The sequence below is a fragment of the Azospira inquinata genome (assembly GCF_018905915.1).
Classification (GTDB): domain Bacteria; phylum Pseudomonadota; class Gammaproteobacteria; order Burkholderiales; family Rhodocyclaceae; genus Azospira; species Azospira inquinata.
On record NZ_CP064782.1, the window covers coordinates 1716284 to 1730354 of the forward strand.

The window sequence follows — 14071 nt, forward strand, 5'->3', positions numbered from 1 at the left end:
ACGGCGGCAAGCCGTCACTTGGGGTATTTCTGAATGGCGGAACGGATTTCCGCGATGGCTTTCTCGATTTCCGCGTCGGTCAGGTCGCTTTTTTCATTGGCGTCCTTGGCCATTTCCCCGAAGCGGGTGGCCACCATGTCCAGGGGCATGGTCTGGGTGGAAATGCTGCTCATGGAGGATTCCGGGCTGTAGCTGTCTTCCCAGCGGGCCGTCACCAGGGACAGGTTGTCCCCGTGGGGGCCGCCCTGGAGTTCCGCCAGCCCCAGGAGGGCGGGGGCGGACACCATGAGGTCCGTATTGTAGAGCTTGTCCCGGATCAGGTCGTCGCTCACCGCGCCCCACACCCCGTCGGTGCACAGGGCCAGCACGTCCCCCGCTTCCATGGGGGTTTTCCGGGAAAACTCGATTTCCGGCAGATTGTCGCCCCCCAGGCAGCTATAGACCTTGTTCCGGTCCGGGTGGATGGCGGCCTGGGCTTCGTTGATCAGGCCTTCATCCAGGAGCAGGCGCACCCGGGAATGGTCCCGGGTCTTGGCCACAATCTGGCCGCCCCGGATCAGGTAGAGGCGGGAATCGCCGCAATGGGCCCAGTAGGCCACATTGTCCTGGATCAGGCAGGCCACGCAGGTGGTGCGGGGGGATTCCTTCAACTGGTGGTCCCGGGTGTAATCCCGAATGGCGTGGTGGGCGTTGGTGAGGCTCTTTTGCAGGAACAGGAAGGGATCGTCCAGGGCCGGCTGGGCTTCCCGCTGGAAAGCGCCGGTGAGGGTCTGAACCGCGATCTGGGACGCCACTTCCCCGTGGTAATGGCCCCCCATGCCGTCCGCCACCACCATGAGCAGGGCGTCCCGGGAATAGCAGTAGGCAATCCGGTCCTGGTTATTGGGCCGTTTACCGACCCGGCTTTCCTGGTAAATGGTGAATTTCATCAGTGCTTGCCCTTGAGCTTGCCCACCAGCTGGTTGAACCACCCGTCATCCGCCTTCTTCCCGCTGTCCTGGGGCAACTGGGGGGATTCGGCCAGGGCCTTCTGCAAGGCGAAAACGCTTTGGGGGCGATAGAGGTAATTGAGGCACAGGCACCAGTCGATGGTTTCCAGCAACTGGTCCGAATAGGAACCTTCCCAGCGCTCCATGGCGGGCACCAGTTCGTCCTTTTCCTGGCGCTTGTCCGCCGGGGGCGGGGCCGACCCGGCCAGACAGGCGTACATGGAGGCCCCCACCGAGTAAATGTCGCTCCAGGGGCCCAGGTGTTCCCGCTTGTGGTAGTGCTCCGGAGAGGCAAAACCCGGGGTGTACATGGGCTTGAGGATGGGGGCATCCGCCTGCAAGGTCTGACGGGCGGCACCGAAGTCGATGAGCACCGGGGTGTTGTCCGTGCGCAGGTAGATATTGGAAGGCTTCAGATCCAGGTGCAGCAGCTTGTGGGCATGGACTTCCCGCAGGCCATTGAGCATGCGGTTGAAGACGCCCCGGATAAAGCGCTCGTGGATGCGGGAATCCCGATGGCTCTGGATGAACTCCTGGAGGGTGCGCCCCCGTTCGTATTCCATGACCATATAAACCGTGTCATTGGCCCGGAAGAAGTTCAACACCCGGATCACGTTGGGATGGGACAAGCGGGCCAGGGCCCGGCCTTCCTCGAAGAAACACTTCATGCCGTAGCGGAAGGCGGACAGGTGTTCTTGGGGGATGACGGGCTTGATCTGGCCTTCACCTCTCAGGGAGAGGCTGGCGGGAAGATATTCCTTGATCGCCACGGACTGACCGGAACCATCCTTGGCCAGGTAGACGATGGAAAAGCCACCGACGGAGAGCTGGTTTTGAATGACATATTCTTCCAGTTGAAATCCGGCCGGCAGGGGGTGGTTGGCTTGTTGGGCCATGGACTCCGAAGCTATGATAGCGGTTTCGTGCATTTTCGGGCTTTGCCCCGCGACTGTAAAGCCGCTCGGAAGTTCCGCCTCCCCTCTCAGGATTCCCATGATCTACAGCATGACCGGCTATGCCGTCCGCACCCGCGAAGTGGGCGGCGGTTCCCTCCATCTGGAATTGAAGAGCGTCAATTCTCGCTACCTGGACATCCATTTTCGGGTGGCGGACGAATTGCGCCTGCTGGAGCCCGCCCTGCGGGAAGCCCTTGCCGCCCGCCTCTCCCGGGGCAAGGTGGAACTGCGGCTGGCCTTTGTGCCGGCCCAGACCCAGGTGCGTCAGCTGAGCCTGAATACGGAAATTCTCGCCCGCCTCCGGGTGCTGGACGGGGAGGTGCGCAACGCCCTGCCCGATGCGGCCCCCCTGGGGGTGGCGGACGTGCTGCGCTGGCCCGGCATTCTGGGGGAACAGGGAGCGGACTTCGCTGCCCTCCAGCCCCAATGCCTGTCCCTGTTGCAGGAAGCCCTGGAAGACTTCGCCGCCACCCGGGCCCGGGAAGGGGAAAAGCTGGGGGCCATGATTCTGGATCGGGCCGCCCGCATGGGGGACATCGTTACCCGAGTAGCGCCCCAGATTCCCCAAATTCAAACGGCCTTCCAGGAAAAGCTGCGGCAGCGGCTGGTGGATGCCCTGGGGGGCGTGGACGAAGAACGGCTGCGCCAGGAAGTGGTGCTCTTCGCCACCCGTATCGACGTGGCGGAAGAACTCTCCCGCCTCACCGCCCACCTGGAAGAGGTGGCCCGGATTATCAAGACCGGGGGCAATGTGGGGAAGCGCCTGGATTTCCTCATGCAGGAACTGAACCGGGAAGCCAACACCCTGGGCTCCAAATCCGTGGTCAGCGCCGTATCCGACGCTGCCGTAGACCTTAAACTGCTCATCGAGCAGATGCGGGAACAGGTGCAGAATCTGGAATAGTCCGGGCCCCACGGGTCCGGCTTTGCTACCCCTTCCTTAGGAATCACCGAGTCACCAGCCATGAGCGGACATCTTTTCATCATCACCGCCCCCTCCGGCGCCGGCAAAACCACCCTGGTGCGCCTGCTGCTGGAGAACGATCCGGCCATCCGCCTGTCTATCTCTTACACCACCCGGGCGCCCCGGGCCGGGGAAGAAGACGGCAAGGCCTACCACTTCGTGGACGTGCCCAGCTTCAAGGGCATGATCGAACGCCAGGAACTGCTGGAGTGGGCCGAGGTTTACGGCAATTACTATGGCACCTCCCGGGTCTGGATCGAGGGGGAAATGGCCAAGGGCAAGGATGTGCTGCTGGAAATCGACTGGCAGGGCGCGGCCCAGGTGCGGCGCCTTTTCCCCGAGGCCATCAGCATTTTTGTTCTGCCCCCTTCCATCGCCGAATTGGAACGGCGTCTCTCTGGTCGGGGCACGGACGCCCCGGAAGTCATAGAACGGCGTCTGGCCGTGGCTCGGGACGAGATGCGCCATGTGGGAGAGTGCGACTATGTTATTATTAATAACGAGTTGCAGACCGCGCTGGACGACCTTCTCGCGGTGGTTCGCTCCTGCCGCCTGAGTCTGGTGGCCCAGCGGGAAAACCACGGCGAACTCTTCGCCGCCCTGCTTTGATTGGCGCCTGGCGCCCGCATTCCGTCATAGATTGGATTTACCATGGCCCGTATTACTGTTGAAGACTGCCTGAAACGTATCCCCAACCGCTTCCAGATGACCCTGGCGGCCACCTACCGCGCCCGGCAACTGGCCAATGGCGCCACGCCCCAGGTGGAAGCGGATAAGGACAAGCCCACGGTGATCGCCCTGCGGGAACTTTCCGAAGGCCTGGTTGGCCTGGAAGTGCTCAACCGGGGACAGGCCTAATCCGGCCTGACGGGGCGATGCCGCATTATGGACCCTGCGATGCAGCCCCAATCCGCCGCTCCTTCGGGAGCGGTGGGCCTCATTGAAGCACCCGTTTCCCCCGTTTCTCCCCCCCCTGTTTCCCTGCCTCCCGCCGAAGTCACGGTAACGCCCTCCGCTCCGGAGGCTGCCGCGCCAACCCCGGAACCCGCTCCCGGGGACGTTCGTCCCAATCCCTTCGCCAATGATCCGGCCTACCAAGTGTTCCTGGACAGCCTGGATTACCTGCGTCCGGATGAACTGGCCCGGGTCAAGGAAGCCTTCCTTTACGCCGAGGCGGCCCACCGGGGCCAGACCCGCCAATCCGGCGAACCCTATATCACCCACCCCCTGGCCGTGGCCGGGGCGGTGGCGGAATGGCGTCTGGACGCCACGGCCATCATGGCCGCCCTGCTCCACGACGTGGTGGAAGACACCCCGGCCACCAAGGAAGAGGTGGCCTCCCGCTTCGGCAAGCCGGTGGCGGATCTGGTGGACGGTCTCTCCAAGCTGGAGAAAATCGAATTCACCTCCTACCAGGAAGCCCAGGCGGAAAATTTCCGCAAAATGCTCCTGGCCATGGCCCGGGACATTCGGGTCATTCTCATCAAGCTCATGGACCGTCTGCACAACATGCAGACCCTGGGTTGCATGCGGCCCGACAAGCGGCGCCGCATTGCCCGGGAAACCCTGGAAATCTACGCCCCCATCGCCAACCGGCTGGGCCTGAACAAGATTTTCCGGGAGTTGCAGGACCTTTCCTTCAAGAACATCTATCCCCTGCGCTACGGGGTGCTGGCCAAGGCCATGAAGGCCGCCCGGGGCAACCGGCGGGAGCTGCTCACCAAAATCCTGGATGGCATCCAGACCAAGATGAAGGAGGCCAGCATCGAGGCCCAGGTCTTCGGTCGGGAAAAGAGCCTCTATTCAATCTACAGCAAGATGGTGGAAAAGCACCTGACCTTTTCCCAGGTGCTGGACATCTACGGTTTCCGGGTGGTGGTCAAGGACGTGCCCACCTGCTATCTGGCCTTGGGCTACCTCCACGCCCTCTACAAGCCCCTGCCGGGCAAGTTCAAGGATTACGTGGCCATTCCCAAGGCCAACGGTTACCAGTCCCTCCACACCACCCTGATCGGCCCCTACGGCACTCCTATCGAAGTGCAAATCCGTACCCAGGAAATGCATCACGTGGCCCAGGAAGGGGTGGCGTCCCACTGGCTTTACAAAGATTCGGAAAAGAGCGCCGCCGAACTCCAGTACCAGACCCACCGCTGGCTCCAGTCCCTGTTGGAACTGCAAAGCTCCACGGGGGATACGGCGGAGTTTTTCGAACACGTCAAAATCGACCTGTTCCCGGACGACGTTTATGTCTTCACCCCCAAGGGCAAGATTCTTTCCCTGCCACGGGGCGCCACGGCGGTGGATTTTGCCTATGCGGTGCACACGGACGTGGGCAATCGTTGCGTGGCGGCCAAGATCAATTACGAGCTCATGCCCCTGCGCACCGAGCTGAATAGCGGCGATCAGGTGGAAATCATCACCGCCGCCCACGCCAATCCCAATCCAGCCTGGCTGTCCTACGTGAAGACCGGCCGGGCCCGGAGCAAGATTCGCCATTTCCTCAAGACCCGCCAGCAGGAAGAATCCGCCTCCCTGGGGGATCGGCTGCTGCAACAGGAACTCCTGTCCCTGGGCATTAACCCGGCGGACCTGCCCCCGGCGGCCTGGGACGGGGTGGTGAAGGAATCCGGCCACCGTTCCGTCAAAGAGGTTTATACGGAAATCGGCCTGGGCAAACGGCTGGCCGCCGTGGTGGCCCGGCGTCTCCTGGCCCACCAGGCCTCTCCCCTGCTGGCCAGCGCCAAGCCCACCTCCGTGGTGATCCGGGGCACGGAAGGCATGGCCATCCAGCTTGCCCCCTGCTGCCGCCCCATTCCCGGGGACCCCATCATTGGCTCCATCAAAAAGGGCCAGGGCTTGGTGGTCCACACCCACGACTGCCAGGTGATCCGCAAATCCCGGAGCAACGAGCCCCACAAGTGGATCGACGTGGAATGGTCCCCGGAACCGGGCAAACTCTTCGACGTGGATATCAAGGTGGAAGCCCGCAACGAGCGGGGCGTGCTGGCCAAGGTGGCGACGGAAATCGCTGAGGCCGGTTCCAATATCGAGAAGGTGAACATGGCTCCCGATCCGGGCTTCTTCACCACCCTCCAATTCACCATCCAGGTGGCCAACCGGATTCATCTGGCCAACGTGATGCGGGCGGTGCGCCATATTCCGGAAGTGGTGCGCATCACCCGGGAACAAAAAGAACAGACTTAACCCCCCTTTAACCCCATCGGGAGGCACTGGTCGCAGGACGGAAGAAATGCCCAGCTTGAGCCCGACCGGGATTCCCCTGGAATCCGGCCCCGGCCCTCCGGGAAACGCAACGCCGCCCCCTCCTCCGCTTCCCTTGTCAGACCAAGGAAAATCGTGAAAATCGTTGTTCTCGGTGCGGGCGTGGTCGGTACGACCAGCGCCTGGTATCTCTCCCGGGCCGGCCACGAAGTCACGGTGGTGGAGCGTCAGCCGGCCGCCGCCATGGAAACCAGCTTTGCCAACGGGGGGCAGATTTCCGTCTGCCACGCCGAGCCCTGGGCCAATCCCCGGGCCCCCTTCCGGGCCCTGGAAATGATGGGCCACGAAGACGCGCCCCTGTTGTTCCGCCCCCGGCTGGACCCGGCTCTCCTCTCCTGGAGCCTGCGCTTCCTGCGGGAATGCACCCCGGGACGCACCCGGGAAAACATGCGCCGGGTGGTCAATCTGGCCCTCTACAGCCGTTCCTGCCTCCAGGCCCTGCGCCAGGAGGTGACGGTGGATTACGACTGCCTCACCAAGGGCATTCTCCATATCTATACCGATGCGGAGGAATACGCCGCCGCCCTGAAGGCGGGGGAAGCCATGCGCCAGTTCGGCCTGGACCGGCGTCCGGTGAGCGCCGCCGAATGCGTGGCCATTGAACCCGCCCTGGCCCACGCCAAGCCCCGGCTGGTGGGGGGAGATTTCACCCCCTCCGACGAATCCGGGGACGCCCACCGCTTTACCCAGGGCCTGGCCCAGGTGGCCCAGGACGCCGGGGTGCGCTTTCTCTGGGGCCATCCCATCGAACGGCTGGCTACCGCCGGCGGTCAGGTGGCCGGGGTGGTGGCCGGGGGCCAGCTCCTCACGGCGGACGCCTACGTGGTCTGCCTGGGCAGCTACAGCCCGGCCCTGGTGCGGCCCCTGGGCATTACCCTGCCCGTTTATCCGGGCAAGGGCTACTCCGCCACCATTCCCCTTTCCCCCGATTCGGAAGCGCCCCAGGTCAGCCTCACGGACGACGAACGGAAAATCGTCATGTCCCGCCTGGGGGACCGGCTGCGGGTGGCGGGCACGGCGGAATTCAACGGCTTTAACCTGGACCTGAACCCGGTGCGCTGTCAGGCCCTGTTCGACCGGGCCCGGGAATGGTTCCCGGACCTGAAGCCCGCCGCTGACCCGGAATACTGGTGCGGCCTGCGCCCCGTGACCCCCTCCGGCATGCCCTATATCGGCCGCACCCGTTACCCCAACCTGTGGCTCAACACCGGCCACGGCACCCTGGGCTGGACCCTCTCCTGCGGTTCCGCCTCCTCCCTGGCGGAGCTGGTCTCCGGCCGCCGCCCGGAGGCGGATTTCCCCTTCCTGGAAGGCTAGGCGCCATGGGCCTGGGCGCCACCCCTTCCGCCTGAGGCCCCACCATGTGGATCGACACCCACTGCCATCTGGATGCCCCGGAATTCGCCGCCGACTATGAGGAGGTGGCCGCCCGGGCCCGGGCCCTGGGGGTGACCACCCTGATTATTCCGGCGGTCACGGCGGACACCTTTGCCGCCGTGGACCACTGCGCCGCCACCGTGCCCGGCGCCTACCCGGCCTATGGCCTCCATCCCCTCTACCTGGACCGGGCAGGCCCCGACGACCTGCTGCGCCTGGAACAGCAGCTCGCCGCCAGCCGCCAGGGCCCCCGGCCCGCCGTGGCGGTGGGGGAAATCGGCCTGGACGGCTACATCCCCGCCTGGGCCGATCCGGCCGCCCGGGAACGCCAGGAACAGTTTTTCGTCGCCCAACTGGAACTGGCCCGCCAATTCAACCTGCCCGTGCTGCTCCATGTGCGTCGGGCCGTGGATACGGTGCTCAAACACCTGCGTCGCCACCCGGTGCCCGGAGGCATCGCCCACGCCTTCAACGGCAGCCAGCAACAGGCGGAACAGTTCATTCAGCTAGGCTTCAAGCTGGGCTTTGGCGGCACCCTCACCTACAGCGGCTCCACCCGCATCCGCCATCTGGCCGCCACCCTGCCCCTGGACGCCCTGGTCCTGGAAACCGACGCGCCCGATATCCCCCCCGCCTTCGCCCCCCAGGGCCCCAACCTGCCCGAATACCTCCCCCGCTACGGGGCGGTGCTGGCGGAATTGCGGGGAATCGGGGTGGAGGAAGTGGCGGCAGCGACGAGCTGGAATGGGCGGGAGGTGTTTGGTATATAAGTGGGTGAAGGGCTGGAGACGGCCAGATGCAGTCCTTCACAGAAACCCTCAGATAGCAGGCATTGGCGTGCTGTATATCAACCCTTTAGCATAATGCCAAATCTATTTATACTCGGTCTGCGTCTCCTTTTTTGTGAGTCGCCAACAACTGGAGAGAAAATGAGCCTGAATATTCAACTCGACTCGCGCAAACTTTGGGGAAATGAAGCAGCCGATGATGAAAGCGCAGAGCGCCTGAACTCGTACTTCGTAATGCAACCTGTGTTTGAGAGCTTTTTTGATCCAGACGAGCGCTTTTTAGTAGCTCGGGCGCGGAAAGGCCTCGGGAAATCTGCGCTTCTGAGGGAGTGCGCATTCCGTGCCGATTTGGTTGAGTCGAATTTAGTTATATCAGTAAAGGGTGGCGACCTAGTTGCGCAAAAGAAAGTCGAGACTCTGTCTCCGACAGAACATATTCACGACTGGCAACAGCGTATATGCGCAGTAATTAATCGAGCCTTAGGAAGCCAAATAGGTGCCGCCTTTTCCGACGACAAAATGGCCCTCGTGGAAGCAGCCGAACTAGCAGGCCTGAAGAATCGGAATCTAGTTGGTGGCCTGTTGGAGCGAGTTAAGGGAAAGCTTGGACTTCAATCCACGCAGATAAAAGACGACAAAGCGCTGCTAAGTCGCGTAATTGAAAACGAAGAAAAGACAGTTTGGCTAATCCTTGACGACATTGATGCAACATTTGAAGGCGGAAGAGACGAAATCCGCCGACTCTCCACGTTTTTTTCTGCCTGTCGCGAGCTTGCAGCGAATTTCAAGGGCGTAGTCATACGCGCAAGCATTCGATCAGATGTATGGACGACTATCGAACGCACCGACGAAGCTCTCGACAAGGCCGATCAATATGTCCGAGACATTCGATGGAGTAGAGCTGAAACAAAAAAGATTCTGGCTGAGCGAGTCTCCAGCTATCTGCGTCTAGAAAAAAGAATGCCCGAGTCCGACGTTGCTAAATTCAGCGACACAAAACTTTGCATGCTCGTGTTCAAGAACACATTCCCTGACCAGATTCATGTCTGGTCTGTGGGGCGCCCTCGGTGGGCTGCCCAATTGGGACGAATGGCCGGCGCGGTGGCAGTTCGGACTAAAAGCAACAAGATAACAGATGGGCATATCAGAGATATCCTCTTCGACTACGGCAAATATCGCCTAAACGATATCGCGCGAGAACACAAACTTCAGTGTGGACAGATCGAGATGATTGCGAATTCCTTCTCCAAAGGCCAAGCTGCCCTGCCCACAGAGGATTTGCTTACGCACATCCGAACCAAGGTTATCCCCAATATGCAAATCAGCATCGAAGGGCGCGACAAGCCTTCAGATATCGAGATCGCTCGCTTTCTTTTCAAGATTGGCTTCATAGTTGGTCACCAACCGTCGGCGACTGCAACGGCTCAGGAGTACTTTTCCTTTGATCAGAAACCGGATCTCCTCGTAAATGAAGCCAACCTAGATGACGGGCTCATTTGGCGCATTCAGGCCGCCTACCACAGCGTACTCAGGCTTCGCGACAACAGAAACAATAGTCTGCCCGCCCACGAGGCCGAACTCCTCAGTTAACCGGACGCTACACGGCATGCCTGGGTTGGGCCCGCCATTTCATTCTGGGCCAAGCCTAGTCAAGCCGTTCTGCGCCTGTTACCTCGAACGTTTCTGAACGTCGGCTTCTCTAGGCCGCCTACTTCCGCTAAGGGTCGTAATCAGCCATCCCAATAAAAAGGGGCCATCCTTGGCCCCTTTTTATTCCTGCAATTTCCTTCCTTCCTTACTTCTTCCCACCTTCCTTCGCCTTAGCCTCCAGCCGTCCAATCCCGTCCTGAATCGCCTTTTCCTCATCCGACCCAGGGGGCACCATGGGAAGCAGCCGCTTCCAGTAAGCAATGGCGGCCGGGTAGTCTTCCCGTTCGCCCGCAGCCACACCGGCCAGGACCAGGGCCTGGGGCTGGTTGGGATTCTTTTTCAGGGCTTTTTCCAGGAGCTGGGTGGGTTTGCCGGCGAATTTGCCGTCTTGGGCCCGGGCCAAGGTTTCGGCGTAGTCGGCCAGGAGGGCCGGGTCGCTGTCCACCATGTCTCCCGCCTTGGCGAAGGCGTCGGCGGCTTCCGGGAAGCGGCCCATGACCTTGTAGGAGCGGGCCAGCATGACCCAGCCCTGTTGGTCCCCCGGGTTTTCCTTGAGGTGGGCGGCGAGTTTTTCCACCATGCCTGCGATCTGTTCCGGGGTCACCTGGGGCTGGCCGGAGGCCTGGGGTTGGACCTGGTTGGGGTCCAGGCCCCGGGGTTCGCCGCGCAGGGCGTAGCCCAGCAAGGCGGCGGCGGGGATGACCAGGGCCAGCACAATGGCGGTGGTGCGCCCGGCGCCGGGACGGGGGGCGGGGGCGTCCTGGGGCGCGGCCACTTCTTCCAGGAGGCGGCTTTCCAGTTCTTCCTTGGCCTGCTGGTAGTCCCCATCGGCCAGGGTGCCCGCCTCCCGTTCCTTATCCAGTTCCGCCAGTTGGTCCCGGTAGACGGCCACATTGGCCTGTTGCCGGTCGGCCCCCTCGGGCTTAGCCCGCAGCAGGGGCGGGACGATGATGAAAATGGCAAGGCCCAGGAGCAGGGCGGCGGCAATGGCAAAGGAGATCATGGCTGCTGGTCTTTCAACAGGGATTCGGCCCGGGCCCGTTCTTCCGGGCTCAGGCTGCGGGCAGTGGCTTCCGCCAGTCGGGTGCGGCGGCGCAGGTAGCGCACCAGGACTCCCAGGCCCACCAGGAAAAAGAGGGCGGGGCCGAACCAGAGGAGCAGGGTGTTGTTCTGTACCGGCGGGCGGTAGAGGACGAAGTCCCCGTAGCGGGCCACCAGGTAGTCTTTAATTTCTTGGTCCGTCTTACCCTGGATGATCAGTTCCCGGATTTCCTGGCGCAGGTCCTGGGCCAGGTCGGCGGTGGAGTCGGTAATGGTTTCGTTCTGGCACACCAGGCAGCGCAGTTCCTTGCCCAGGTGCTGGAGGCGGGCTTCCACCGCCGGGTTCTGGGCCAGGGGCGCGGCTTCCTTGGCGCTGGCGCCCAGGGGTTGGAGCAGGGCCAGGCTTAGGGCCAGGCCGGTGAGCCAGGGTCGCAGGGAGGCGCTCATTGGTTCAACTCCTTCACCAGGGGCAGGATTTTCTTTTCCAGGGCTTCCGGGGTCACCGGGCCGATCTGCTTGTAGCGGATCACCCCCTGTTTATCGATCACATAGGTTTCCGGCACCCCATACACCCCGTAATTGATACCCACCCGGCCATCCTTATCCACGGCGGTGAGCTGGTAGGGGTCCCCCCGGTCCTTCAGCCAGGCCAGGGCGTCCGGGTTTTGGTCCTTATAGTCCATGCCGATCAGGGGCACCTGACCGCTGCGGGCCAGTTCCACCAGGATCGGGTGTTCTTCCCGGCAGGAGACGCACCAGGAGGCCCACACATTGAGGAGCCAGACCTTGCCTCGCATGTCCTTGGGGCTGAACTGCTGGCCCGGGGCCTGGAGTTGGGGCAGGGAGAAATCCGGGGCGGGCTTACCCACCAGGGGGGAGGGCACTTCCCGGGGGTCCAGGTTGAGGCCCACGGCCAGGAGCACCAGGAGGGCGACGAAACCAATCAGGGGCCAGAGGAATTTATTCATGGAGGCTTACCTTCCAAGAGGATTCGGGGAGCCGCGCCCCGGGCCGAAGCCCGGAACGCGACCAGTCAGGGGGATCAAGCCGTAGTCCGGGGCGAACGCCGGTTCCGGTAGCGCCGGTCGGAGATGGCCACCAGACCGCCCAGGGCCATGAGCACGCAGCCAGCCCAGATCCAATCCACAAAGGGCTTGTAATAGACTCGCACGGCCCAGGCCCCTTCCGGCTGGGACTTGTCGATGGGCTCGCCCAGGGAGACATACACGTCCCGGAGCAGACCGGCGTCAATGGAGGCTTCCGTCATGGGCATGGCGGAGGAAGCGTAATTGCGTTTTTCCGGCCGCAGCTGGGCCACCATGGTGCCGTTGCGGAAGACTTCCACCTCACCCTGCTGGGCCTGGTAGTTGGGCCCTTGAATGGTGCGGATGCCCTGGAACTTGAACTGGTAGCCGGCCACTTCCGTGGTATCGCCTTCGGCCATTTTCACGTCGCTTTCCACCTCGTAACCCTTCACCAGGCTGACCCCCACGATGAAGGCGGCTACCCCCAGGTGGGCCAGGTGCATGCCCAGGAAATTACGGGGCTGGCGGGCCAGGGCAGCCACCCAGCTATCCTGCCCCCGGGTGGCCTGTACCCGTTGGTAGATATTGAGCAGGGTGCCCAGGAGTATCCAGGCGGCCAGGAGAATGCCCAGGGCCACCAGGGCGGACCAGCGGCCATAGGCCAGGGGCACCAGGGCCCCCACGATAATGGCGGCCACCAGGGCCCAGCGCAGCACCCGGATTAGTTCGGGAATGCTGGCGGCCTTCCAGCGGGCAAAGGGGCCCACCGCAACGAGGAAAGCCACGGGCACCATGAGGGGCACGAACACGGCGTCAAAGTAGGGGGGGCCCACAGAAATTTTGCCGAAGCCCGTGGCGTCCATAATCAGGGGGTAGAGGGTGCCCAGGAGCACGGTGCCGCAGGTCACCACCAGCAGCACATTGTTGGTGAGCAGCAGGGATTCCCGGGACACCAGACCGAAGCGGCCCCCCAGGCCCACCTTGGGGGCGCGCCAGGCGAAGAGGGCGAGGGAGACGCCGATCACCAGGGCCAGGAAAATGAGGATGAAGATGCCCCGCCGGGGATCGGTGGCGAAGGCGTGCACCGAGGTAAGCACCCCGGAACGGACCAGGAAGGTGCCCAGGAGGGAAAGGGAGAAGGCGCCGATGGCCAGCATCACCGTCCAGTTCTTGAAGCTGCCCCGTTTTTCCGTCACCGCCAGGGAGTGGATCAGGGCCGTGCCCACCAGCCAGGGCATGAAGGAAGCGTTTTCCACCGGGTCCCAGAACCACCAGCCGCCCCAGCCCAGTTCATAGTAGGCCCAGCCCGAGCCCAGGCAGATGCCCAGGGTGAGGAAAATCCAGGCGGCCAGGGTCCAGGGCCGGGACCAGCGGGCCCAGGCCGCATCCAGCTGGCCGGAGAGGAGGGCGGCCACGGCAAAGGCGTAGGCCACGGAAAAGCCCACATAGCCCATGTAAAGCATGGGGGGATGGACCACCAGCCCCGGGTCCTGCAACAGGGGATTCAAATCCCGGCCTTCCGCCACGGCGGGCAAGAGGCGCAGGAAGGGGTCGGAGGTGGTGAGGATGAAGAGCAGGAAGCCGGCGGCTACCAGGCCCAGCACCCCGATTACCCGGGCCACCATGGCGTCCGGCAGCTGGCGGGAGAAGAAGGTGACGGCCAGGGTCCACAGGGAGAGCATGAGGGACCAGAGCAGCAGGGAGCCTTCATGGCCGCCCCACACCGCCGCTACCTTGTAGGCCGTGGGCAGGAGGGAATTGGAGTTTTCCGCCACATAGACTACGGAAAAGTCGCTTTGCACAAAGGCGATGGTGAGGCAGGCGAAGGCCACCACCACCATCAGGGTCTGGGACCGGGCGGCGGGACGGGCCAGGGCCATCCAGGCCACCTGGCCCCGATGGGCGCCCGCCAGGGGCAGGATGCCTTGCACCAGGGCCAGGCAGAAAGCGAGGATCAGGGCGAAATGCCCAATTTCTGGAATCATGGGAACGGCTTTCG

13 protein-coding genes are annotated in these 14071 nt (G+C 63.0%); 7 read left to right on the forward strand and 6 right to left on the reverse strand.

Annotation, left to right across the window (positions count from 1 at the left end):
* Window positions 1–14: 14 nt before the first annotated feature.
* The gene (locus Azoinq_RS07875) at window positions 15–929 is read right to left on the reverse strand and encodes a PP2C family protein-serine/threonine phosphatase (protein ID WP_216130273.1); all 915 of its coding nucleotides are present in this window, start codon (window positions 927–929) and stop codon (window positions 15–17) included.
* Window positions 929–1885: a serine/threonine protein kinase gene (locus Azoinq_RS07880; RefSeq protein ID WP_216130271.1), complete on the reverse strand. Its 957-nt coding sequence runs from the start codon at window positions 1883–1885 to the stop codon at window positions 929–931. The genes Azoinq_RS07875 and Azoinq_RS07880 overlap by 1 nt, the downstream gene beginning before the upstream one ends.
* Window positions 1886–1982: 97 nt before the next feature.
* Between Azoinq_RS07880 and Azoinq_RS07885 the strand changes: the two genes are divergently transcribed.
* The 7 genes from Azoinq_RS07885 (at window position 1983) to Azoinq_RS07915 (ending at window position 9946) form a co-directional block, all read left to right on the forward strand.
* Window positions 1983–2849 carry a YicC/YloC family endoribonuclease gene (locus tag Azoinq_RS07885; RefSeq protein ID WP_216130269.1) on the forward strand — a complete coding sequence of 289 codons (867 nt, stop codon included), beginning with the start codon at window positions 1983–1985 and terminating at the stop codon, window positions 2847–2849.
* Between the two features lie 60 nt (window positions 2850–2909).
* Window positions 2910–3518 (forward strand): guanylate kinase, encoded by a 609-nt coding sequence (gene gmk, locus Azoinq_RS07890; protein ID WP_216130267.1) that lies wholly within the window; start codon window positions 2910–2912, stop codon window positions 3516–3518.
* 42 nt (window positions 3519–3560) lie between these two features.
* Window positions 3561–3767 carry a DNA-directed RNA polymerase subunit omega gene (gene rpoZ, locus Azoinq_RS07895; RefSeq protein ID WP_216130265.1) on the forward strand — a complete coding sequence of 69 codons (207 nt, stop codon included), beginning with the start codon at window positions 3561–3563 and terminating at the stop codon, window positions 3765–3767.
* Window positions 3768–3806: 39 nt separating this feature from the next.
* Window positions 3807–6113 (forward strand): RelA/SpoT family protein, encoded by a 2307-nt coding sequence (locus Azoinq_RS07900; RefSeq protein WP_232368444.1) that lies wholly within the window; start codon window positions 3807–3809, stop codon window positions 6111–6113.
* 153 nt (window positions 6114–6266) lie between these two features.
* Window positions 6267–7508, forward strand: coding sequence for a D-amino acid dehydrogenase (locus Azoinq_RS07905; RefSeq protein WP_216130263.1), 1242 nt, complete (start codon window positions 6267–6269; stop codon window positions 7506–7508).
* Window positions 7509–7552: 44 nt separating this feature from the next.
* Window positions 7553–8338 carry a TatD family hydrolase gene (locus tag Azoinq_RS07910; protein ID WP_216130261.1) on the forward strand — a complete coding sequence of 262 codons (786 nt, stop codon included), beginning with the start codon at window positions 7553–7555 and terminating at the stop codon, window positions 8336–8338.
* A gap of 159 nt (window positions 8339–8497) precedes the next feature.
* Complete coding sequence (locus Azoinq_RS07915; RefSeq protein WP_216130259.1) at window positions 8498–9946, forward strand: P-loop ATPase, Sll1717 family; 1449 nt, start codon at window positions 8498–8500, stop codon at window positions 9944–9946.
* A 205-nt stretch (window positions 9947–10151) separates the two neighbouring features.
* Here Azoinq_RS07915 and ccmI read toward each other — a convergent pair whose 3' ends face one another.
* The 4 genes from ccmI to Azoinq_RS07935 all read right to left on the reverse strand — a co-directional run bounded on the left by ccmI (window position 10152) and on the right by Azoinq_RS07935 (window position 14057).
* Window positions 10152–11009: a c-type cytochrome biogenesis protein CcmI gene (gene ccmI / locus Azoinq_RS07920; protein ID WP_216130257.1), complete on the reverse strand. Its 858-nt coding sequence runs from the start codon at window positions 11007–11009 to the stop codon at window positions 10152–10154.
* Window positions 11006–11494, reverse strand: a complete 489-nt coding sequence (locus Azoinq_RS07925; RefSeq protein WP_216130255.1) for a cytochrome c-type biogenesis protein — start codon at window positions 11492–11494, stop codon at window positions 11006–11008. The genes ccmI and Azoinq_RS07925 overlap by 4 nt, the downstream gene beginning before the upstream one ends.
* On the reverse strand, window positions 11491–12015 hold the full coding sequence (locus Azoinq_RS07930; protein WP_216130253.1) for a DsbE family thiol:disulfide interchange protein: 525 nt from the start codon (window positions 12013–12015) through the stop codon (window positions 11491–11493). The genes Azoinq_RS07925 and Azoinq_RS07930 overlap by 4 nt, the downstream gene beginning before the upstream one ends.
* A 74-nt stretch (window positions 12016–12089) precedes the next feature.
* Window positions 12090–14057 carry a heme lyase CcmF/NrfE family subunit gene (locus tag Azoinq_RS07935; RefSeq protein WP_216130251.1) on the reverse strand — a complete coding sequence of 656 codons (1968 nt, stop codon included), beginning with the start codon at window positions 14055–14057 and terminating at the stop codon, window positions 12090–12092.
* Window positions 14058–14071 lie beyond the last annotated feature (14 nt).

Bases quoted from the DNA above. Each gene is read 5' to 3' on its own strand.
- Azoinq_RS07885 (WP_216130269.1), top strand. From the start codon at position 1,983: ATGATCTACAGCATGACCGGCTATGCCGTCCGCACCCGCGAAGTGGGC.
- Azoinq_RS07915 (WP_216130259.1), top strand. From the start codon at position 8,498: ATGAGCCTGAATATTCAACTCGACTCGCGCAAACTTTGGGGAAATGAA.
- Azoinq_RS07875 (WP_216130273.1), bottom strand. From the start codon at position 929: ATGAAATTCACCATTTACCAGGAAAGCCGGGTCGGTAAACGGCCCAAT.
- gmk (WP_216130267.1), top strand. From the start codon at position 2,910: ATGAGCGGACATCTTTTCATCATCACCGCCCCCTCCGGCGCCGGCAAA.
- Azoinq_RS07925 (WP_216130255.1), bottom strand. From the start codon at position 11,494: ATGAGCGCCTCCCTGCGACCCTGGCTCACCGGCCTGGCCCTAAGCCTG.
- Azoinq_RS07880 (WP_216130271.1), bottom strand. From the start codon at position 1,885: ATGGCCCAACAAGCCAACCACCCCCTGCCGGCCGGATTTCAACTGGAA.
- ccmI (WP_216130257.1), bottom strand. From the start codon at position 11,009: ATGATCTCCTTTGCCATTGCCGCCGCCCTGCTCCTGGGCCTTGCCATT.
- Azoinq_RS07900 (WP_232368444.1), top strand. From the start codon at position 3,807: ATGCAGCCCCAATCCGCCGCTCCTTCGGGAGCGGTGGGCCTCATTGAA.
- Azoinq_RS07935 (WP_216130251.1), bottom strand. From the start codon at position 14,057: ATGATTCCAGAAATTGGGCATTTCGCCCTGATCCTCGCTTTCTGCCTG.
- rpoZ (WP_216130265.1), top strand. From the start codon at position 3,561: ATGGCCCGTATTACTGTTGAAGACTGCCTGAAACGTATCCCCAACCGC.
- Azoinq_RS07930 (WP_216130253.1), bottom strand. From the start codon at position 12,015: ATGAATAAATTCCTCTGGCCCCTGATTGGTTTCGTCGCCCTCCTGGTG.
- Azoinq_RS07910 (WP_216130261.1), top strand. From the start codon at position 7,553: ATGTGGATCGACACCCACTGCCATCTGGATGCCCCGGAATTCGCCGCC.